The sequence below is a fragment of the Humibacter sp. genome (assembly GCF_051954055.1).
Classification (GTDB): domain Bacteria; phylum Actinomycetota; class Actinomycetes; order Actinomycetales; family Microbacteriaceae; genus Humibacter.
Genome location: NZ_JBQCIE010000056.1, coordinates 19,992 through 41,072, shown reverse-complemented (window position 1 = coordinate 41,072; position 21,081 = coordinate 19,992). Strand labels below are relative to the sequence as shown.

Genomic DNA, 21,081 nt, shown 5'->3' with positions numbered 1-21,081 from the left:
AGTTGCATCGACAACAACATGGCAGCCTTCGTCGTTGACCGCCAGATCGCAAGTTCGCGGTTCGTTCACTATGCGCTTACGAACTTTCGATTCGGCTCACTCGTCGCTGTCGGTGCGCTGCCTTCCCTCAATGGCACTCATTTGCGTACGATCCCACTGCTCGTGCCTCCGACTCTCGCAGAGCAGGAGCGCGTGGTCGAGGCTCTGTCGCATGCTGACGAGCTGATTGCCTCGCTCCGGAAGCTCATCGATAAGAAGCGCGCGATCAAGCAAGGGCTGATGCAGGAACTGCTGACCGGTCGGATCCGACTTGACGGCTTCTCTGGAGAATGGGCATCGCTGACATTTGAACAGGCTGTTGTAACGGTGAATACTCGCAATTCGCGAGTCGATGCAAGCCGGTACGGCGAGTCGGGGACGATTCCGGTTATTGACCAGGGGAAGGCCTACGTTGCCGGATACGTCGACACCGACCTGCCGGCCATTCAACCTGGTCAAGACGGACTTCTGGTCTTCGGTGACCACACGACAATCACCAAGTTCGTAGACTTCGTCTTCGTCGTAGGAGCAGATGGGACGAAGGTGCTTCGATCGCGTCGCACGGATGCAGTCAAGATTCGCTTCATCGCCTACTTACTGGAACTGAACCCCGTTGAGGCAACCGGATACAACAGGCATTTTGGAATGCTTCGCGAACGAATGTTCCTGCTTCCTGATGTCGATGAGCAGCGGCAGATTGTCGCTGCTCTCAGTGATGCCGATGACGAGATCGCCGCCCTGGAACGTCGCCTCGAGTCTGCTCGGGCTATCAAGCAGGGCATGATGCAGGAGCTGCTGACCGGCCGTACGCGTCTCACCGAGGAGGTCGCAGCATGGGTACCGTAGGTCAGATCGAACGCAAGACGCAGAACCGCATCGTGGCCCTCTTCCGTGATCGGCTCGATTACGAGTACGGCGGCAACCGCGAGGATCTTGATAACCGCAACATTGACGAGGCTCTGCTGATCCAGAACCTGAAGGCGCGCGGCTACGACGACGAGCTGATTCGTCGTGCGGTTTCGCAGCTTTTGACCGCCGCCTCTCTGGCGGATGGACAGAGGCTCTACGACTCGAACCGTAAGTTCTACGAGCTGCTTCGCTACGGCGTCAAGGTCAAGCGCGACGTCGGCGAGACCACCGAGACGGTTTGGCCGATCAACTGGGAGAATCCGCAGGCCAATCACTTCGTGGTGGCCGAGGAGGTCACCATCAAGGGCGAGCACACCAAGCGCCCCGACATCGTGCTCTACATCAACGGCATCGCACTGGGCGTGATCGAGCTGAAGCGCTCGTGGGTCAGCGTCAGCGAGGGAATCCGCCAGAACATCGGCAACCAGAAGCAGCACTTCGTGCGGCCGTTCTTCACGACCGTCCAGTTGCTGTTCGCAGGCAACGACGTCGAGGGCTTGCGCTACGGCGTGATCGACACGCCCGAGAAGTACTGGCTCGAGTGGAAGGAGTCCGGCGAGGAGCCGAACCCGCTCGACCGTTCCCTGCTCCAGATGTGCTCCAAGGATCGGTTCCTGGAGATCATCCACGACTTCATCGTGTTCGACTCGGGGGTCAAGAAGACTGCCCGACACAACCAGTTCTTCGGCGTCAAGGCGGCTCAAGAGCGCGTCCGCAGCCGCGAGGGTGGCATCATCTGGCACACACAGGGCTCGGGCAAGAGCCTGACGATGGTCTGGCTGGCGAAGTGGATTCGTGAGCACCAGACGGATGCCCGTGTGCTGATTATCACCGACCGCACCGAACTCGATGAGCAGATCGAGAAGGTCTTCGGCGGCGTCAACGAGTCGATCTATCGATCGACTTCGGGCGCTGACCTGATCGGCAAGCTCAACCAGAGCCAGCCTTGGTTGCTCTGCTCGCTCGTCCACAAGTTCCGCTCTGGCGACCAGACTGACGACGCGGACGAGACCGACAGCGACGAGTTCATCAAGGAGGTGGGCTCCCGCATCCCGGCCGACTTCAAGGCCAAGGGCAACCTGTTCGTATTCGTCGACGAGGCGCACCGTACTCAGAGCGGCAAGCTGCACAAGGCGATGACCGCCCTGCTGCCGGAAGCGATGTTCATCGGCTTCACCGGGACGCCGCTGCTCAAGGCCGACAAGATGACAAGCATCGAGACTTTCGGCTCGTTCATCCACACCTACAAGTTCGATGAAGCTGTCCGCGACGGCGTGGTGCTCGACCTGCGCTACACGGCTCGCAACATCGACCAGGACCTGATCGGCCCGGAGCAAGTCGACAAGTGGTTTGACATCAAGACCAAGGGACTGACTGACCTCAGCAAGGCACGCCTCAAGAAGAAGTGGGGCACCATGCAGAAGGTCGTGTCGGCTCGTTCGCGTGCCGCCATGATCGTGCAGGACATCCTGATGGACTTCGAACGTGAGCCTCGCCTGCTGTCTGGACGCGGCAACGCGATGCTGGTGAGCGAGAGCGTCTACCAGGCATGCAAGTTCTACGAGATGTTCGTCCAGGCGGGCTTCAAGGACAAGGTCGCCATCGTGTCGAGCTACGTCCCGACCGCTACCTCGATCTCGAAAGAGGACGCTGGCACGGGCGACAACGAAGAGCTGATCAAATACGACATCTACCGCCAGATGCTGGCGGACTACTTCCGCGAGTCGGCAGACCAGGCGGTGCTGCGAATCGAGGAGTTCGAGAAGGACGTCAAGCGTCGCTTCATCGAGGAACCTGGCCAGATGCGGCTGCTGATCGTGGTGGACAAGCTCCTGACCGGCTTCGACGCTCCGAGCGCCACCTACCTCTACATCGATAAGAAGATGCGGGACCACGGCCTGTTCCAGGCCATCTGCCGCGTCAACCGCCTCGACGGTGACGACAAAACGTATGGCTACGTCATCGACTACCGCGACCTGTTCAAGTCGCTGGATCAAGCCATCTCGGACTACACCTCCGGCGCCCTCGACGGCTACGCCAAGGAAGACATCGAGGGACTGCTCAAGGACCGCACCGAACAGGATCGACAAGATCTGGACGAGGCACTGGAACGGGTTCGTGCCCTCTGCGAACCCGTGGCTCCGCCGAAGGGAACGCTGGAGGACCAGCACTACTTCGTCTCCCACGAACCTGGCGATGCGGAGCAGATCAAGCTCAACGAGCCAAAGCGTGTCGAGCTGTACAAGTCGGTCGCATCGCTAGTCCGTGCATACGGCGCCCTGGCGAACGATATGGAGCCGGCTGGCTATACGGCTGTCGAAGCGGCTTCCATCAAAAGCGAGGTCGCTCACTACGTTGCCGTCCGCAATGAGGTCGAACGTGGTGCTGGAGAGAACATCGACATGAAGCAGTTCGAGGCAGGTATGCGTTCGCTGCTCGACACCTACATCCTGGCTGAGCCGTCAGAGACGGTGGCGACTCTGGACCAAGGCTTGGTTCAGTTGATCGTCGATCGCGGTGCCTGGGCTATCGACACGTTGCCGGAGGGCATTCGCAAGAACCCCGACGTCGTGGCGGAGACCATCATCAACAACGTCCGCAAGACCATTGTGGACGAACGGGCATTGAACCCGAAATACTACGACCGGATGTCTTCCCTGCTCGACGCCATCATCGAGCGCCGCCGAGAGGAAGCCGAGGCCTACGCCGACTTCCTCAATGACCTCCTCTCCCTGACGGCTCAGGTCGGCAAGAAGGAGTCGGACACCGCCTACCCTGCTTGGGCATCGACGCCGGCTCGTCGGGCACTGGTCGACTTCAGCTGGCCGAGCGACATCGTCATCGACGTTGAGTACCTGAGCGACGTCATCCAGAACAACAAGGAACACGACTGGGCAAGCAGCCCAATCAAGGAGCGCGCCCTGGCTCGAGTGCTCCGACGTGAACTGCCTGACGGGTTCGAAGTCGAGCGGCTCGATGAGCTCCTGAAGCTTCTGAAGGAGCACCATGAGTACCGCTAGTGCCTACCTCACCGTCGCAGGCGTTGGTGTCGATGTCGTCTATAAGGACATCAAGAACCTGCATATCTCGGTCTATCCGCCCCTCGGCCGTGTGCGCGTCGCAGCCCCGGAGACGACTGGCGAGGACACGATTCGCCTAGCCGTTATCCAGCGGCTGCCGTGGATCAAACGGCAACGGGGGCAGCTGCAGAACGCCGACCGTCAGACCAAGCGCGAGATGCAATCCGGCGAGACCCACTACGTCTGGGGCCAGCGATACCGCCTGGACACCTCCCGCATCTCCGGCAACTTCCGCGTCGAAACAAAAGGACAAACGCTTTGGGTGGTCACGCCGCCCGGAACCGACAGCGACGGCAAACGCGCGACGCTGGAGCGCTGGTACCACCGTGAGCTCAAGGCTGCCCTGACCCCCGTGCTCGCTAAGTGGGAGCCGATCATCGGTGTTGAGGCCGACAAGATCGTGGTGCGACGCATGAAGACGAAGTGGGGCACGTGCGTTACCCACTCCCGCACGATCTGGCTCAACCCTGAGCTAGCCAAGAAGAACCCGCGCTGCCTCGAATACATCATCGTCCACGAGCTAACGCACCTCCACGAACGAAACCATGGAGAGCGCTTCGTAGCGCTCATGGACCAATTCCTGCCGGACTGGCGATCGCGCCGCGATGAATTGAACGGTGCTCCGCTCGCGGACGAGGAGTGGGTGGATTAGCGCCGCCTCGTTCTCTGCGTGTCTCCCTGCAGGGGTTTGTCAGTGGGAGCGCTGCGCCTGCTTTTGGACTCCCGTGGTATTGATGCGGAAGCGAGCCATGTCGAGCGATACGTCGTAGCGCTGTGCCACGAGTTCTGGTCGTGCCGAATTGCGCCAGGCTGCTGACAGTAGGAGTGGTCGCGGTAAGAGGAGCGTCCCGCCGAAGGCGGTCGCCTGTTCTTCTTCCTCGGGACGGCAGGTTCGGAATGGCACTCCGGCGACTTCTCGGATCTCAGAGAGAGTGTGGTTTAGGAGGATGTGCGAGAGCTCATGTGCAATGTCGCTGTTGAGCCGGCCGGAGGATTGAAGCGGGCTCGTGACGATTACCTTGCGCCCGCGTACCTCGAAGGTCGCCGCGGAGAAGACACCGACTTGGAGCGCTTCAAGCTCCTCGAAACGTGATCTCTCGATGAGCCTGTCCCCGGCGATGACCTTTACGCCGAGGTGCTCAGCAAGCCGCAACATGTCCAAGGGATCGGAAGGCTTGAGGTCGAGCTCGTTGCGCAGACGGGTCGCTTCTCGCTCGGCGTTTGCCTTGAACCCCCGCGGCAGCGTCACAGCTCACCGACTGCGACGAGCCGTTCCAGTTCGTTCTCCATGTCGGATAGCGCGGAGCTGAGCCGCTCGGAGACCCCGGGCCGGAGCAAGGGGGCAGCCCGGAGGTGGCAGGCGACGAAAATCGACTCGGGTGCCGGTGCAGCGAGAGCGTTGTAGAGGTCGCGCAGGACGGAGCCGATCTTGCTTGCGTTCTCCTGAGTGAGCCGTCGGTCCTCGTAGAGGTGCGTAATCACGGAGTCGATCGGATCGGTCTCCCGCTGCGCGACCGGGGTGAAGAACTGGCTTGGCGGGAGCCCGAGCCATGCGCAGAGCTTGGTGAAGGAGACAAGGTCGGGCTGGGATCCGCCTTCGACGCGGGAAAATGTCGAGAAGGACACCCCCGCTTCTGCGGCGGCCTGGCGGAGCGAGAGCCTGCTACGGCGCTCGCGTAGCAGCTGGGCGAGGCCGGCGGTGTCGAACCGCTCGACCCTGTCGTTGGGCTGGTCGCTCATGAACTCAATTGTCAGTCGTTGAGGTCAGCATGAGACCGAGTTTAGCCACAGAGTGAAGCTTTGGTGACACGCCCGTGACCGTGTTGTCCTGCAATGCCGCTTTGCTGATACATTCCTATTGTCGCCGAAAGTCGGTGGCATCCGACAGGAAGGAGCCGCCATGGCTCTGGAAGACGCGGACAACCGCGAGCACGCCGGCCACCCCGGCGACCACCACCCCAAGCCCGTCCAGATCATGATCAATGGGCGCCGCCATGAGGTCTTCGGCGACTCGATCAGCTACGAGGAACTCATTCGGCTGGCGTTCCCCGGTGTGCAAGGCGAGGACAAGGCCTTCACCGTCACCTACCGACGTGGCCCAGCAGAGAACCGCGAGGGCACCCTCGCGGCCGGGCAGAGCGTGCGGATCAAGGAGGAGATGGTCTTCAATGTCGAACGCACCAATCGCTCGTAGCGCCGACCTGCGCCGGCTGCGCGACGAGGGCTACGACATCGAGGCCAGCGACGGATTCATCCGCGTGAAGCACGTGCCGTATGTGAACGAGTTCGGTGAGGTCAAGCACGACGGCATCCTCTCCGCGCCCTTCGACCTCGACGGGGATACAGCCATCCAGCGCGACCACACCGTCTACTTCACCGGCGACTACCCGGCCGACGCCGCGGGGAAGCGCCTGACCGCGGTCGTCAACAGACCCAACGCCCAGTCGATCGGCGACGGCCTGAACGCAAGTTGGTACCTGTCGAGCAAGCCCGACTCTGGGCACTACGACGACTTCCACCACAAGTTCACCCACTACGCCCACCTTCTGGCCGACAGTGCCGCCGCGCTCGACCCTGCGGCGACAGCCCGGACGTACCCGGTTCATCAGGACGTCGAAGACGACTCGCCGTTCGTCCTCCAGGACACCGCCTCCAGCCGCGCCGGGATCCTCGCGCCAGCCGCACGCCTGAAGGGGCAGCGCATCGCCATCGTCGGCCTCGGCGGCACCGGCTCCTACGTGCTGGACTTCGTCGCCAAGACCCGCGTGGCCGAGATCCACCTGTACGACGACGACGAGTTCATCCAGCACAACGCATACCGCAGCCCAGGCTTCCCCACCCAGGCCGACCTCAGCGAGAAGAAGCTGAAGATCGACTACCTCGCCGGAATCTACGACCACGCCCACAAGCGCATCACCCGGCACCCGGTGCGGCTGAGCAAGGACAACGCAGACGATCTGAGCGGCTTCGACATGGTCTTCCTGTGCACGGACGCCTTCGACGGCAAAGACGCGCTCCTCGAACGGCTCGAGCAGCTGGGTATCAGCTACATCGACACGGGCATGGGGCTGAGCCTCGACGACAACGAGCAGATCGGCGGAACGCTGCGGGTAACCACCAGCACCCCACGCGTGCGCAAGCACGTGCACGAACGCGACCTCATCCCTCTGAACGACGCCGGAGAGGACATCTACTCGAGCAACATCCAAGTCGTCGAACTCAACGCACTCGGCGCATCGCTGGCCGTGATCAAGTGGAAGAAGCTCAACGGCTTCTACCGCGACCTCGAAGCCGAACACCACTCGCTGTTCACGATCGATGGCAACCACCTGCTCAACGAGGTCGCAGCGGATTGATCACGCGACTGCAGCCCAAGTTCACCGAGACCATTCCCCCGCTCGCCGAGATGGAACCCGGAGTCCTGTACGTCTCTACGGAGTACGCCACCGTGTCCCACCTGTGCGCGTGCGGATGCGGAGAAGAAGTCACCATCTCCCTGAGACCGAAACGCTGGAAGCTGACCTTCGACGGCGACACCGTCACTTTGAACCCTTCGATCGGCAACACGGGCCTGGCCTGCCGGTCCCACTACTTTATCCGCGAGAACGGCATCATCTGGCTCGAACCCCTGAGCGATGATGCGTCGGTGCGGGCACGCCATCGTGACGATCTCGAATTGAACCGGCCCTCCATTCCGGATGACGCGCATCACACTCGAAGCTGGCTTGACCGGGTTACCGGCATGTTCCGTCGCGAAGGGCGCCGACACCGCTGATGTCACTCCGCAGTCCGTCGAAGGCCTCGCAACACACGTCGTCATATGATCTGACGCCGGGCACCGCGCGATCCTGCTCGCCGAGCAACAGGTTGCGGGAGACACCGCCATGCTGCGCGGCGAAACCGAGGCCGCAGATCGCTCACTTAGAGAACAGGGGTACACAGCAATTCACTCCACGCTTGACTCGGCGCGCTGAGGGGTCGGGCTTACGGACATTCCTGGTCGGCAACATGCCGCACTCCTCGGATCGATCGTCGCGTGAAGTGGGGGTTTCGAGGGTGTTGGTGGACCCAGTAGTGTCGCGCCGACGAAAGGAGCCAAACTTGAACTCGACAGAACTCACCTGCCCGAAGTGTGTGACTCGTTGGAACGGAGAGGCACGGAAGGGCGTGCACGGCCAATGCAAAGGCTGCGGCACCTGGCTTGTGGTCGACTATCCGCAGACGCTAGGCAAGCCGCTCCGACTCTTCGCCTACAAGACGGCCTCCTACGACAAAAAGGTGGGCGTTACCCGCAGTCTGCGGAGTACCGAGCCCTCAGTCGTGATCGAGTGTCCGTTCTGTGGCGTGCTCCACGAGCATGGTGGGTTCGGTTATCGCGTTCCCCATTGCAGTGGAGCCGTGACCGTGCCGCGTCACGGTATCGTCCAACTGATCGACCGCGAGCACGGGCGGGGCTACGACATTCAGATGCAGGGTGACGCGCCGGTGGCTATGCCCGTCTGATCGAAATGGGGTGCTGTGGCAACGCCGCTCGAGCTCGCGGTCTCCGATCTGAAGGCGCGATACCAGGACAAAGCCTCATCGCCGACGTTCGATCGGCTGTACGAGGACGACCCCGAGTTCGGGCATATGTTCTCAGTCCTTCACAAGCGCCTGAACCATCACTTCGAAAGCATCAATGACCGCGCCAGGAGCACTCATCACTATTGGGCGGACAACAGTCGGGATCTACTTACCCTGATCGAAGAGCTGAATCAGGATCGCCACCTGCTCTCGCGTGTCGGCGTCGAGGTGAAGCTTGATGATGGCTACCAGGCAGCGATCGAAGCTTGCGAGCCCTGGCTCTCGCCAAGCGGCGGCAGCCAGGTGCCGGACGACTTCGCGCAGATCGCGATCGAGAAGTATGCGCCAGTGTTCAGCCGCCCCTCCACCACTGTCGATCTACGCAAGAGCGAGCTACGGCCGAAGCTCACGATGATCGGCGAGGGGTCCTACGCCAACGTGTATTCCTACATCGACCCCGACTACGGGATCAGGATCGCAGTGAAGCGCGCGAAGAGAGGCCTGAACGAGCGAGACCTCGCGCGCTTCCGCCAGGAGTTCGAGGTCATGAAGAAGCTGAGCTTCCCTTACGTCGTCGAGGTCTACCGGTATGACGAGGAGCGGAACGAATATCGCATGGAGTTCTGCGAAGAGACGCTGCGTGAGTACATCGCCAAGAGGAACGGGTCCTTGGGCTTCGCCTCACGCAAGCGCATCGCACTGCAGATCCTCTACGGCCTCAACTATCTCCACGGTAAAGATCTTCTCCACCGGGACATCAGCCTGCAGAATGTAATGCTCAAGGTTTTCGACGGCGGTGCCGTCCTCGTTAAGCTGAGCGACTTCGGACTTGTCAAGGATCGGACATCGACCTTCACCCGCACGCAGACGGAGATGCGCGGCACGATCCGCGATCCACTGCTGGATCGCTTCAAGGACTATGCCATCGGGAACGAGATCTACTCGATCGGGTGGGTCTTGTCTTACATCTTCACCGGCACGGAGTCACTGAGAGTGAGGCCGGATGAGGTGGGGCTCATCATCCAGAGATGCACGTCGCCCGACTACTCGGCGCGCTACGGGTCAGTTCTCGATCTGATCGCAGAGGTCGAACGGCTTGAGACGACTCCGACCCAGGCGCCGGCCTAGAAACGCCGCAAGGGCAGCCGGAGCGCACCCGGAGAAGACCCCCGATGCAATCGAAAGCGTTGCAATCGGACTCCCTTGTGAAATGACCCTCGCCCGAGTGCGTGTAGGAATCCGCCATCTTCCGCGGGATCCAGGGACCAAATCGTCGCCAAATAGCGTGGAATCTCCGGTGCCCTCCGTCATCTCGCCGCGGAACCTACATGTAGCTCGATGTATGCCACATGGCGGTGGCAAAAGGAACCGTGCGCGTAGCGCGAAAGCGTCGCGGCGTCGAGGCTCCCGACATCGCGCATGCCGACTTCGACACAGTAGGTCAGATCCTCTCACCTCACTGACCACGCGGAGGCGATGAACAGCTGCTCGTCAAGCCCGCCTCCATGGTGACGTGTACCAGTAACGACAACCTGCTGCCTCCGAAGACCGCCTCTCCCCCAGGCCATGTCCTCCCGCGCGGCCCATGCTGACAGAGGGATACTTCGGAACGCCCCCGGCTCACCCCCTTACCCCTAAATAAGGGGTAAGGGGGTGAGATTTGGGGTGGTTTCCGCTCGGCGCTCTATCGCCCGGTGTGCTTGTTCCTCTTTGCTTATCCCGGGTTGCGGGGAATCACGCTCAATTCGGGTGTGCGTGGGGCTTACCCGCATGTGAAGTGGGGGAGCCCATGCGTTTCTGGGCAGGGTATTCACGTAAGGCACGGCACAGGGGTGGGCTTCCGCTGTTGTCGTCGGTGTGGTTGAAGACCACGGCGGCGGCGGGTGCTCTGGTCTTAGCGGTGGGCGTGGTGGCCGCGACGACAGTCACGCTGACGCCGCAGGCAGCGACTGCTGCCTCAGTGAAGCTTGCGGCCGCGAGTGCCGCGTCGACGCTGACGAAGACCGGCACCTCTACCGCCACCGGCACGAGCACCGACTCTTCCACGGGGACCACCGGCACCACCCAGCAGTCGGACACCCTCAACTGGGTCCTGCACTACACGAACAAGACCGGCGCTGCCGCGACCGTCAATCAGACGGATGCGATCACGGGCTTGCAGAACTACGTGCCCGGCTCATTGAAGACTCCGCCGAGCCTGTCGCCGCAGTACTCGACCGATGGCGGCGCGAACTGGACCGCAGGCAATCCTCCCGCCGGTGCCGCCGTGAACGGCGTCGGCGCAACGGGAACGGTCCCCGCCGGAACGACGAACGCGTCGTCGGCCAACTTCGCCGCCGCAGCGGTCACGTTCAATACCCCCGGCGGTGACGGATACAGCGTTGAGGGGTACCTCGGCAACGTGTACACGGTCTTCCACCACAACAGCAGCCCCACGGTCGTGTTCTGTGCGACGCTCGCCGGGGGCATCTGTCCTGGCTGGCCGTCACAGTCCTCCTATGTGGACCCGACTCCCGGCACCCCATTGGGAACGGGCTCGTCGACGACGTACTTCTCGGATCTGGTGAACGGTTCGTTCATCTCCAACGGGCGCCTGTACTGGCCGGTGTCGCAGAACGTGCCCAGCGGTAACCCGTTCGGGCTGCAGTGCCTGGACCTGAACGCGCTGACCAGCTGCGGCTTTACCCAGCTGGGTACGACGACGGTCGGCGGGTACTCGCTCTCTGGTGACGGCATCGCCGCTACCGATGGCAACCGCTATTACGTCGACCTGAGTGGTGACATGCACTGCGTCACTCCGGCCGGCGCATCCTGTGGTTCGACCACGGTTACCGCCGGCCAGCCGATGGCGCAGGCAGCCAATCCCGAGCTCGACACCTTCGGCCGCTACGTCTACGTGTCCTACGTGGACACCACCGGAACGAAAGAGTACTTGAGCTGTTACGACACAACGACGAAGGCAGTGTGCCCGAACTTCCCGATCTTCACCGGTGGCGGTCCAGGGCCGCACGGCAGTGAGGTGTTCCCGGTGGTCTCTTCGACGGGGACGGTCCTGGGCGGTTGTGCTGTCTACGATTCAGTCTGCTTCTCCACGACCGGTGCCCCGCTGGCGAACCCATGGAGCCAGACCAGCTTCGCATTCTCGCCAGCAACGAACGACGGTTTCGGTACCGGTGTGCTCGTGGGTACGAAGTACTACACGGCCAATGGTGACGTGGATGCATGCTATGACTTCTCCCGCCCACTGGTCGGCGGCACCAAGGTACAGAACTGTGCTGCGTTCACCACTAGCCCTGCGAACCTGCGTGGCTATACCGTGCGGCCGCTGGAGAACTTGCCAGGTTGCATGGCATCGAATGGTGATGGTGCGCAGATCTCGATCTTCAACGCGGAAACCGGCGGTCCCTGCACCACCGCTTCGCAGAACGTCAAGCTGACCCCGTCGCAGTACTACTGCGACGGGCAAACGGGACATGTCGCGTCATGGGGTGCGGTTACTCTGCCTGGCCTCACTGGCTCCGAATACTACGGTGCGACGGTGACGCTTCAGGATGCCAACGGCAACGCGGTCAACGGCTTCAACAACGTCGCGTTCCCTAGCGGCACTCCACCGACGTTGGATATCTCCTCCATTCCGACAACCGGCGCCACCTCCACTCTGACGGCGGTGGTCAACTTCGCCGGAGTCACGAACACCGCTGCCGTGAACGCGTCTCGCATCGAGTTGACCTGGAACGGCGACCCGATCCAGACCTGCTTCAGCACCACAGTGGCGAACGTGTGCCCGCCTGAAGGGACCGTAATCTCGAACACCGCCAACGTGGTCACCACGGGCGCGAACGGGGTCTCGGATGCGCCTGCTGGTACGACCTCCGGTGTCGCCTCGTTCGACTTCGTGCCCACCTCGGCGTGCGCAGGCATCTCCATTCAGAAGTACGCCAGTCCACCAGTTGATGTGAACGGGGATGGTCTCACCGATGCGGGAGACACCATCCAGTACACGTTCACGGTGACCAACACAGGGCATGTGACACTACACAACGTCGGAGTGACCGACACGAAGGCGGGCGCGGTCAACTGTCCGCAAACGACGCTGGCGCCGGGCGGCAGCGAGACCTGCACCGCAGTGAACCCGTACACCATCACGGCAGCCGACGTGACCGCAGGAGGAGTGGACAACTCGGCGACCGCGCAGGGCACAACGCCCGGGTCGAACACCGTGATCGTGTCCAATCCGTCTACGACGCACACGCCGACCACGGCCCCTGCTCCGTCGCTGAGCCTGGTGAAGTCCGCGTCGCCGTCGGATGCGGCCGCTTACACCCCAGGACAGACGATCACCTACCACATCGCGGTGACCAACACGGGCCAAGTGTCGATGAACAACATCACCATCAACGAGTCCTCGTTCTCGGGAACCGGGACGGTGACCGGGCAGGGAAAACTTGACCAACCGAACTGCCCATCGAACAGCCTGGATCCGGGCGTGCAAATGATCTGCACCGCCACCTATACGCTGACCCAGGCTGACGTGAACGCCGGCCACACGACCAACGACGCAGTAGCGGACGGAACCTCTCAGGGATCGAACACTCCGGTAGAGTCCAACCACTCGTCGGTGACGATTCCGGAGACCCCGGCGCCGGCGATCTCGCTGGTGAAGTCCGCCAACCCGACAACCGTGACCGCGGCCGGACAAACCGTGACGTACTCGTTCCTGGTGACCAACATCGGAAACGTCACCCTGACGAACCCCGCCGTGAATGAGACCAGCTTCACGGGCACCGGGACCATGTCGGCGATCACGTGTCCGGAGACGACGCTGGTGTCCGGCCAGTTCGAGACCTGCACCGCCACCTACGTCGTGACGCAGGCTGATGTGAACGTCGGTGTCATCACCAACACCGCCACGGCGGCGGGGAACCCTCCGAGCGGCAACCCGGTCACCTCGACTCCGTCCACGGCTACCGTGACCGCGACGCAGACACCGGCGCTGTCCCTCGTGAAGACGGCGAATGTGACGGCGGCTGAGGTCGGGCAGCAGATCACGTATTCGTTCAAGATCACGAACACGGGAAATGTGACGGTCACGGACCCGTCCGTGACCGATGGGACGTTCTCCGGGACCGGACAGCTGTCCGTGATCGACTGCCCCCAGGGTGTTGTGCTGCAGCCGGGTGATTCCACTACCTGCACCGCGACCTACACCGCTACGCAGGCGGACATCGATTCCGGAAAGATCACGAACACCGCGACGGCAACCGGCAATCCGCCGAACCATGAACCGGTCACCTCGAACCCCTCCACAGTGACCGTGGACACCAACCCGCATGCGGCACTGGCTCTGGTGAAGACGGCCAACATCCAGCAGGCGACGAGGGTTGGACAGGTGGTGACCTACACGTTCGCGGTCACGAACACCGGGAACGTTGACATCACCGACCCCAAGGTGAACGAGGGGGCGTTCAACGGGCACGGCACCCTGTCAGCCGTGACCTGCCCCGGGCCGAGCGTGCTGCCTCCTGGGCAGAGCATCGACTGCACCGCCACCTACTCGGTGGTCGCGGCCGACCTGACCGATGGGGGAACCCTGTCGAACACGGCGACCGTGAGCGGCAAGGCACCGGGCGGAGACCCGATCACGTCGGATCCCTCCACTGCAAAGGTGACCGAGGTTCCGCCGGCTACCCCCGCGTCGGGGCTTGCTTCGACCGGTAGCGACATCTGGACGGCGGGGCTCCTCGGGTTCGGTCTCCTCGTGCTCGGTCTCCTCGCCGCCGCAGCCGCGTGGATGCAACGCCGCCACCGCCTGAACTGAATACGGCCCTCAACGGGGTGACCGGCACCATTCAGGTTGGTGCCAGAGCCCCGAACTCGGGAGGGGATCAGCGCTGGCCCTACGGCTGATCCCCTTCCAACCTCCGTCAACCTGTGTTGAGCATCTGAGCCGAAGGAGATCCCATTCCCCCGGACAATCGGTCGCTGGCACCCGTGCTTCTCGCTACCCTGCAAGCGGCCATCGCCGCCGAACGCTCCGCGCACGGCTCGAATCGGCGGAGCGCATACCGGACCACCCGACATCTTCTCGGTGGCTGCCGCACCATCGGGATCGGTTCACGTGCACTGGCGGTCGCGCTGCATTCCAGTATTGGAAGCGTCAGCGCCCGCGGGAGTTTCGACGGCCCCATACCCGCGAGCACCTTTGCTGAGCTTGCGAACCTGCCTGATGGGACCATGGAGCGCTGGAACCGGCAACACCTACTGGCGGGAGCGGGCACGGACCCCGTTGAGGGAGAAACGTACCCGGCCTCGGAGCTGATCCGAACCCTGCTCACCCAGTCCCCGAGCACAGACGACACCCTGGCGCCCGCCGGTGTGCTGCACTCGCAATATTCGGGTTGAGTTTCTTTCTTTCGCCCGCGTGCACGACGTAAAGTCATGCCCGCAGCCATCAGTTCGGGGAGATGGACCGTGGAGATTCTCGAGGCGCGAACGCCTTCGCGACTGCTTCGCCTGCTGCTGTGCGGGCTCGGAGTAGCCGCCGGTCTCGTGCTGCTCGGACTCGCGTTCGGTTCGCACTCCGCCTCCGCGGATGAACCGGGGACTCCGCCGGCGGCCCCGTCGAGTTCCAGCTCCGGTTCCGGCCTGCTGGGCTCCGTCGGATACGTGCTCGGCGCCGTCACCGCTCCGGTCTCCGACACGGTCAGCGCGGTCACATCCACCGTCTCGAACGTCGTGAACCCCGTGACGCAGTCTCTTCCGGCTCCGGTGCAGCAGGTTGTGCAGCCCGTGACGGATGCCGTCACCACGGCGACGCAGTCCGTGTCGATCACGCACGCCCTCGCCCCGGTCACCGGCGTGGTCGACCAGGTGGTGGGCTCCGTCCCGGTGGTCGGGCCGACAATCAGTTCGGCGCTCGGCTCACTCTCCAAGGTCACGGTGCCAGTGACGGGAACCATCGACGCCGCGGCCGGCAACATCGGCACGATAACGGGCATAGTCTTCACACCACCTGCACCCGGTGGCGGCGTTCCCCCGGTGACCTCGGAAGGATCGTCCACCGGCTCCCAGACCACCGCGGTCCCCGCGCTCACTTCCGGCCCGTCGGCGACGTCGCCGCAGAACGCACTGCCGGCATCCGCGTCGGGTAACGCGGTGCAGAGATCCTCGTCGCTGTCGGTGTCCGTCGTGGCCACCAGAACTGCCGCTTCGATCAGCGACGCTACTGTGCCAGTGGCGCACGATCGCGTTCCGCCGTCTGCGCCTGGCACTCCGGGGGCCGGGGGCTCTGCCACGGGCACCGGCACGACCTCCGGCGGCGGCTCCGGAGCCGGTTCAGCCTTCAATCCCGCGCCCGACTTCGCCCTCTCCAGCCTCGGGTCCGGCCTGATCTCCGCGCCGCCTGGCGACGATCGACGTACATCGACACCTACTTACGAGACCGACTCCACACCTGATTGAGCGGATCCGGTCCGCCATGCCTTCGCACTGCATCCTGGCGATGCTGCGCGGCCGATAGGCGGAAGACGCGACCTCGAGTCTCTCCGTTAGTGGGTCTCAGGTGAGCGCAGTGCGCTGCTGTCTGGAGTGCGCGCTGCTGTCAGCTAGGGCCCGGAGGGACTGCTTGGTCGACAACGAAGTTTCTAGGGCGTCGTTGACGATGTGGGGAGTTTTCGGTGCAGATCTCTGTGCTGTTGGATGCGTTCTTGTCGGGCGACTGGGAAGCCGTGAACCGACTTCTTGACGAACACTTCGAGACCTATCTCTTCACCTCGCCGGACCTCCTCGACCGCATCTTCGAGGCGGCACCAGAGCAGTGGTTCGAACGGCATCCGCGACATCTGATGTCGCAGGCGCTCACGGCCGCTGCACGGCGTCCGGTGATGCTCATCGACGATCACGTGCAGCGACGGTTCTCCTCCTGGGTGGAATCACAGCACCCAGCAGCAGTCCGCGACCTGCTGACTCTGCGGCACGTGATCATTCGGGCGCTCCTGACGGCCGGGCGATACATCGATGCGGCAGCCAGTGCCGACGAAACGCTGGAACTCATCAGTACAACCGAGGACATCACAGGTTTCCAGGACGTTCTACCTCTGGTGCTGATTCTGTGCGGCACCGCGAAGCTCCTGACTGCAGACGTCCATGCAGCCATCGGCATCTACTCGGAAGCTCTCCGATGGGCAACCATGCACACGGAACACCCCGCCGCCAGATACGCCAGAGAGCACCTAGCCCTGGCCTACAGCCTGGTGGAGCAGTATCGACAAGCGAACACCCTCCTGGCGGGCAGTGACATCGAACTCCATCCGCCGGGAACGGTTCGGTTCCATTTCCAGCGACCCGGCCTTCTTTCCCGGGTTCTGGTCATCGCCGGAACAGCAAGCCCGAACCGGCAGCCCGCAATGCAGCAGTTCCCCGGTGCGGCATCCGACCCGTGGTGGTGGGTGCCGGCGCACGCGAACGCGATCACCGCGATACTGACCGGGCAACAATGGGCGTCGATCACTGAAATCGGTCAGCTCTTGGTCTCTGACCGGGTCCGCTCCGGCCCGGACTCACTGGCCGGAGCTGTGCTCCGTGCCGACCTAGCCACCCTTCACCAATCGGTCGGTGATCTGCGGCAAGCTCACCGAGTCCTGAACCGTCCCGGACTAGCCGCCGACTGGTCGGGAGTGCATCTCGCACGAGCTCGGCAGGAATGGCTCCAAGGACACCCCGAAAACACCCTCACGCTGTTGCAGGAAGAAGACGCGGACACATCCATCCCGCTCTGGCAACATGCCGGCGCGGCCGTGCTCTACGCCGAGGCCGAACTCGCCACCAGCGAATCCGTCAGCGACCAGACGCTCCACGCCGCCGCATCAGTGGTGAACACCTCCGGCGCGCGCAGCTGCCTGGCCCAAGCGTCCACCGCACTGCGCACCCTCCTGACACCACTGCTCGACAAGCCCACAGACGACATCCCGATCCGGTTCACCCCCCGGCCGCGACCACGACTGACTCGACGCGAAAGAGAAGTACTCGAGAGCCTGACCGAGCACTCCACTATCCCCGAGCTCGCCCACGCGCTCCACGTGTCACCCAACACGATCAGGAGCCATCTCAAAGCCCTGTATCAGAAACTCGGCGCGCACAGCCGCGAAGAAGCACTCTGGTTCGCCCGCAACACCCTCTAGAGTCCGCCACCGTCGGATGCCGCTGAACAGCGACGCGGCGTGCGACGTGAACTTCACGACGAACGCCGCGTGAGCGGCGGCCCCGAACGGGGGTCGCGAGGGTGAACTCTGGGGTGAAATCCGGCGAGAACGCTTTCCCTGGACCACTGCCATCCCATTGACTGTGCGTGCCCTCTGCTCGCGTTGAGCGTTTCGGGGTCCACAACGCGCTTATCAAGAGGGGGATACGTGCGCTTTCGTGCAGCGGGAATTTCGCGGAGTGAAAAGGCCGCCGGCTCTTTGCCGCGACGGCGGTCATCACGGCTGCGGGTGGTAGCGGCCATCAGCGCTTGGGTGTTGACGCTGGGCACAGCGGCGGCAACGACAGTCGTGTTTGCGCCTCAGGCGGCGGGCGCCGCCACTGCCGAGTCGTGCGGTTTCGCGTCACCGGGTACGGGCACGTATGCCAGCACGTTGTGCTGGTTCGACATGTCTTCGTACGATGCGACGCAAGCCGCCGCTGGACAACAGTTTGCGGTGTCGATCCCGGGCGGGTACACGCTCTCGTTCACGATCACGTCCTCAGGTGGGCCGATCGCAGCGCACGCGTTCCCGACATACGGGGGCGCGTATCTGGGCAACAACGGCCACTACACCGGTGTGCCCGGCAAGCCCGCCCTGTATCAGACACAGTCGGGTGCGACTACGACGTCTTCCCTGACCAACATCACGTTGACCGACAAGTCGGGGAACTCGTTGACTGGTTTCGCGCTCGTCGGCGCGGATGCCGAATCAACCGACGCCAGCGAGTCGTTGTCGTGGCACGCCTCTTCCCCGATCAGTTCCCTCAACCCTGTGGGCACCGCGTGCGGTGGAGGATTCGCCGGAGTCGGCACCACGACCGTCACGTGCACTGGCAACGGCGGGGCGAAGACCGGTGACGCGATCGTCGCTGCCACGAACCCGAGCTTCTTCACCCAGACGATGCACGGAGGCGGCCTGGAAGGATTCGCGTTCGGCGTGCTGCTGTCCAGTGTCGAGCTGAGCAAAACGGTCGCCGGCGGTTACGCGGGCGATTCGTTCGGACTCAATGTCTCGAACTCGGGTGGTAACACACTCGCCACCGCGAACACGAACGGCGGTACCACCGCATCCACTGGCATGGTGCCGGTAGTGGTGGACTCGACCGGTTCGGACTTCGTCCTGTCCGAGGCCGCGACCAGCGGAACAATCGGCAACTACACACAAACCTGGGTATGCACGCGAAACGGCGCCGCCGACCCGAGCCTGCCCGCTGGAGCCGGCGGCACCTCCGCCACCGTTCATGTCGGCATCGGCGACACCGTGATCTGCGGCATTACCAACACCGGACTCACCCGGTCGTTGCAGCTTGTGAAGCACGCCGGAACCCCCAACGACGTCAACAAGGACGGCCTGACGGACGCCGGCGATACCATCCAGTACACGTTCACCGTGAGCAACAACGGCCAGGTCCCGATGACCAATATCGAGGTGGTCGACAACAAGGCCCGCCACGTCACCTGCCCACAGCCCACTCTCGCAGTCGGTGCGTCTGAGGACTGCTCGGCCGACCAGCTCTACACGATCACTACGAGTGACGTGACCGTAGGCGCTGTGGACAACACGGCAACCGCCACCGGCAACGCAGTCGGAAGTAGCGAAACGGTTTCATCACCGGAAGCGTCCACTCACACCCCGACCACTGCGCCGGCCGCGGCCCTGAGTGTGGTGAAGTCGGCCGACCCGTCGGGCGCTGCCGCCTATAAGCCAGGCCAGAAGATCACCTACAACTTCACGGTGACCAACAGCGGGAACGTGACAGTGAACGGCATCCACATTGTCGAATCGACGTTCACGGGCAGCGACCCGCTGTCGCCCGCCACCTGCCCGTCCACGACTCTGGCGCCAGGTGCACAGGAGGTGTGCACCACGACCTACACGTTGACCCAGACGGACGTGAACAATAAGTCGATTCAGAATACGGCAGACGCCGAGGGCACGTCGCAGGGCGTCACCGTGAAGTCGAACGACTCCACGGTGACGATCCCGGAGACGCCGGCACCGGGCATGACGTTGGTCAAATCCGCGAACCCAACGACGGTCACTTCCGCCGGCCAGACGGTGACGTATTCGTTCGTGGTGACGAACACCGGGAACGTGACCCTGAACACCGTGAAGGTTACGGACACCGACTTCTCCGGCACAGGCTCCCTTTCCGCGATCAACTGCCCGAGCACCAGTCTGGTCGCGGGCCAGGTCGAGACCTGCACCGCCACCTACCAGGCCACGCAGGCGGACGTGGATGCCGGAAGCATCACAAACACCGCGCAGGTGACCGCCAACCAGCCGGACGACACCCCGGTGCCGATGGTGCCCTCGAACCCGGTGACGGTGCAGATTCCGGCTTCCCCGGGATTGACAGTCGCGAAGACCGCTGATGTGACTGCGGCTGCGGTCGCTGAGAAGATCACCTACACGTTCACGGTGACGAACACCGGCAACGTGACGATCACGGACCCGCAGGTGACCGACACCGGCTTCACCGGCACTGGGACCTTGTCCGCCCTGGTCTGCCCGCCCGGGCCAATCACACTGGCACCAGCTCAGGTGGAGACCTGCGCCGCCACCTACACCGTGACGCAGGCGGATGTGGATGCCGGTTCTATCAGCAACGCCGCACACGTGACCGGCACAGCACCGCAGGGGGCGAACCCGCCGACGAACGATTCGCCCCCGGTTGTGGTGCCCACGAACCCGCACCCGGCCCTGTCACTCGTGAAGACCGCCAGCAGCCAGCAGGCAACCACGGTCGGCCAGGTGATCGCCTACACCTTCGCGGTGACCAACACTGGAAACGTCGACATCAGCAACCCGACGGTGAAGGAAGGCACCTTCACCGGCCACGGCACCCTGTTCGCAGTGACCTGCCCGTCCGGTAAGACCCTGGCACCAGGCCAGGAGATCGACTGCACTGCCACCTACACGGTGGTTGCAGCAGACCTCGCCTCAGCCGGGACCCTGTCGAACACGGCCACCGTGACCGGCACTACCACAGGCGGGGATCCGGTCACCTCCGACCCGTCCACGTCGAAGGTGACCGAAGTCGCGTCGGTGACACCGGCCGGCGTACTGGCCTCCACGGGTAGCGACACCTGGGCCGGTGGCCTGGTGGGGCTTGGACTCGTGATCCTCGGACTGCTCGCCGCCGCCACAGTGTGGGTCCAACGCCGCGGACTGAGCTAAGAACGCGAGAGGGCTCGCATCAATCGAGTTGGCGCTGGTCCTCCCTCCGGAGGAGGAGAGGGCGGACA

The 21,081-nt window shown here is 63.3% G+C and carries 14 protein-coding genes; 12 read left to right on the top strand and 2 right to left on the bottom strand.

The features are described from left to right. From ACTHNC_RS07195 to ACTHNC_RS07185, 3 genes are all read left to right on the top strand, one after another. Positions 1–885: hypothetical protein (locus ACTHNC_RS07195; RefSeq protein ID WP_440293915.1), on the top strand; the 885-nt coding region annotated here is incomplete at its 5' end. Beyond that, on the top strand, positions 873–3,968 hold the full coding sequence (locus ACTHNC_RS07190; RefSeq protein WP_440293914.1) for a type I restriction endonuclease subunit R: 3,096 nt from the start codon (positions 873–875) through the stop codon (positions 3,966–3,968). The genes ACTHNC_RS07195 and ACTHNC_RS07190, both read left to right, overlap by 13 nt. Continuing rightward, positions 3,955–4,680 carry a M48 family metallopeptidase gene (locus ACTHNC_RS07185; protein ID WP_440293913.1) on the top strand — a complete coding sequence of 242 codons (726 nt, stop codon included), beginning with the start codon at positions 3,955–3,957 and terminating at the stop codon, positions 4,678–4,680. The genes ACTHNC_RS07190 and ACTHNC_RS07185 overlap by 14 nt, the downstream gene beginning before the upstream one ends. Before the next feature lie 39 nt (positions 4,681–4,719). Here ACTHNC_RS07185 and ACTHNC_RS07180 read toward each other — a convergent pair whose 3' ends face one another. Together ACTHNC_RS07180 and ACTHNC_RS07175 are read right to left on the bottom strand one after the other, a co-directional pair. Next, positions 4,720–5,277 (bottom strand): ImmA/IrrE family metallo-endopeptidase, encoded by a 558-nt coding sequence (locus tag ACTHNC_RS07180; RefSeq protein ID WP_440293912.1) that lies wholly within the window; start codon positions 5,275–5,277, stop codon positions 4,720–4,722. Further along, positions 5,274–5,768: a helix-turn-helix domain-containing protein gene (locus tag ACTHNC_RS07175; protein WP_440293911.1), complete on the bottom strand. Its 495-nt coding sequence runs from the start codon at positions 5,766–5,768 to the stop codon at positions 5,274–5,276. Before ACTHNC_RS07175 ends, ACTHNC_RS07180 begins: the two co-directional genes overlap by 4 nt. A 160-nt stretch (positions 5,769–5,928) precedes the next feature. Between ACTHNC_RS07175 and ACTHNC_RS07170 the strand changes: the two genes are divergently transcribed. The 9 genes from ACTHNC_RS07170 to ACTHNC_RS07130 all read left to right on the top strand — a co-directional run bounded on the left by ACTHNC_RS07170 (position 5,929) and on the right by ACTHNC_RS07130 (position 21,013). Further along, positions 5,929–6,222, top strand: coding sequence for a multiubiquitin domain-containing protein (locus ACTHNC_RS07170; RefSeq protein WP_440293910.1), 294 nt, complete (start codon positions 5,929–5,931; stop codon positions 6,220–6,222). Next, positions 6,197–7,384 carry a ThiF family adenylyltransferase gene (locus ACTHNC_RS07165; protein ID WP_440293909.1) on the top strand — a complete coding sequence of 396 codons (1,188 nt, stop codon included), beginning with the start codon at positions 6,197–6,199 and terminating at the stop codon, positions 7,382–7,384. The genes ACTHNC_RS07170 and ACTHNC_RS07165 overlap by 26 nt, the downstream gene beginning before the upstream one ends. Next, a complete protein-coding gene (locus ACTHNC_RS07160) occupies positions 7,381–7,803 on the top strand; it encodes a DUF6527 family protein (RefSeq protein WP_440293908.1) in 423 nt (140 codons plus the stop codon). The genes ACTHNC_RS07165 and ACTHNC_RS07160 overlap by 4 nt, the downstream gene beginning before the upstream one ends. Before the next feature lie 326 nt (positions 7,804–8,129). Next, a complete protein-coding gene (locus ACTHNC_RS07155; protein WP_440293907.1) occupies positions 8,130–8,531 on the top strand; it encodes a hypothetical protein in 402 nt (133 codons plus the stop codon). A gap of 15 nt (positions 8,532–8,546) precedes the next feature. Then, positions 8,547–9,719: a protein kinase family protein gene (locus ACTHNC_RS07150; RefSeq protein ID WP_440293906.1), complete on the top strand. Its 1,173-nt coding sequence runs from the start codon at positions 8,547–8,549 to the stop codon at positions 9,717–9,719. Between the two features lie 781 nt (positions 9,720–10,500). After that, complete coding sequence (locus ACTHNC_RS07145) at positions 10,501–14,409, top strand: DUF7507 domain-containing protein (protein ID WP_440293905.1); 3,909 nt, start codon at positions 10,501–10,503, stop codon at positions 14,407–14,409. Positions 14,410–15,062: 653 nt separating this feature from the next. Further along, on the top strand, positions 15,063–16,052 hold the full coding sequence (locus ACTHNC_RS07140) for a hypothetical protein (RefSeq protein WP_440293904.1): 990 nt from the start codon (positions 15,063–15,065) through the stop codon (positions 16,050–16,052). A 215-nt stretch (positions 16,053–16,267) separates the two neighbouring features. Further along, entirely contained in the window at positions 16,268–17,770 is a 1,503-nt protein-coding gene (locus ACTHNC_RS07135) for a LuxR C-terminal-related transcriptional regulator (RefSeq protein ID WP_440293903.1), read from the top strand. A gap of 516 nt (positions 17,771–18,286) precedes the next feature. Beyond that, positions 18,287–21,013, top strand: coding sequence for a DUF7507 domain-containing protein (locus tag ACTHNC_RS07130; RefSeq protein ID WP_440293902.1), 2,727 nt, complete (start codon positions 18,287–18,289; stop codon positions 21,011–21,013). The last annotated feature ends 68 nt before the right edge of the window (positions 21,014–21,081 follow it).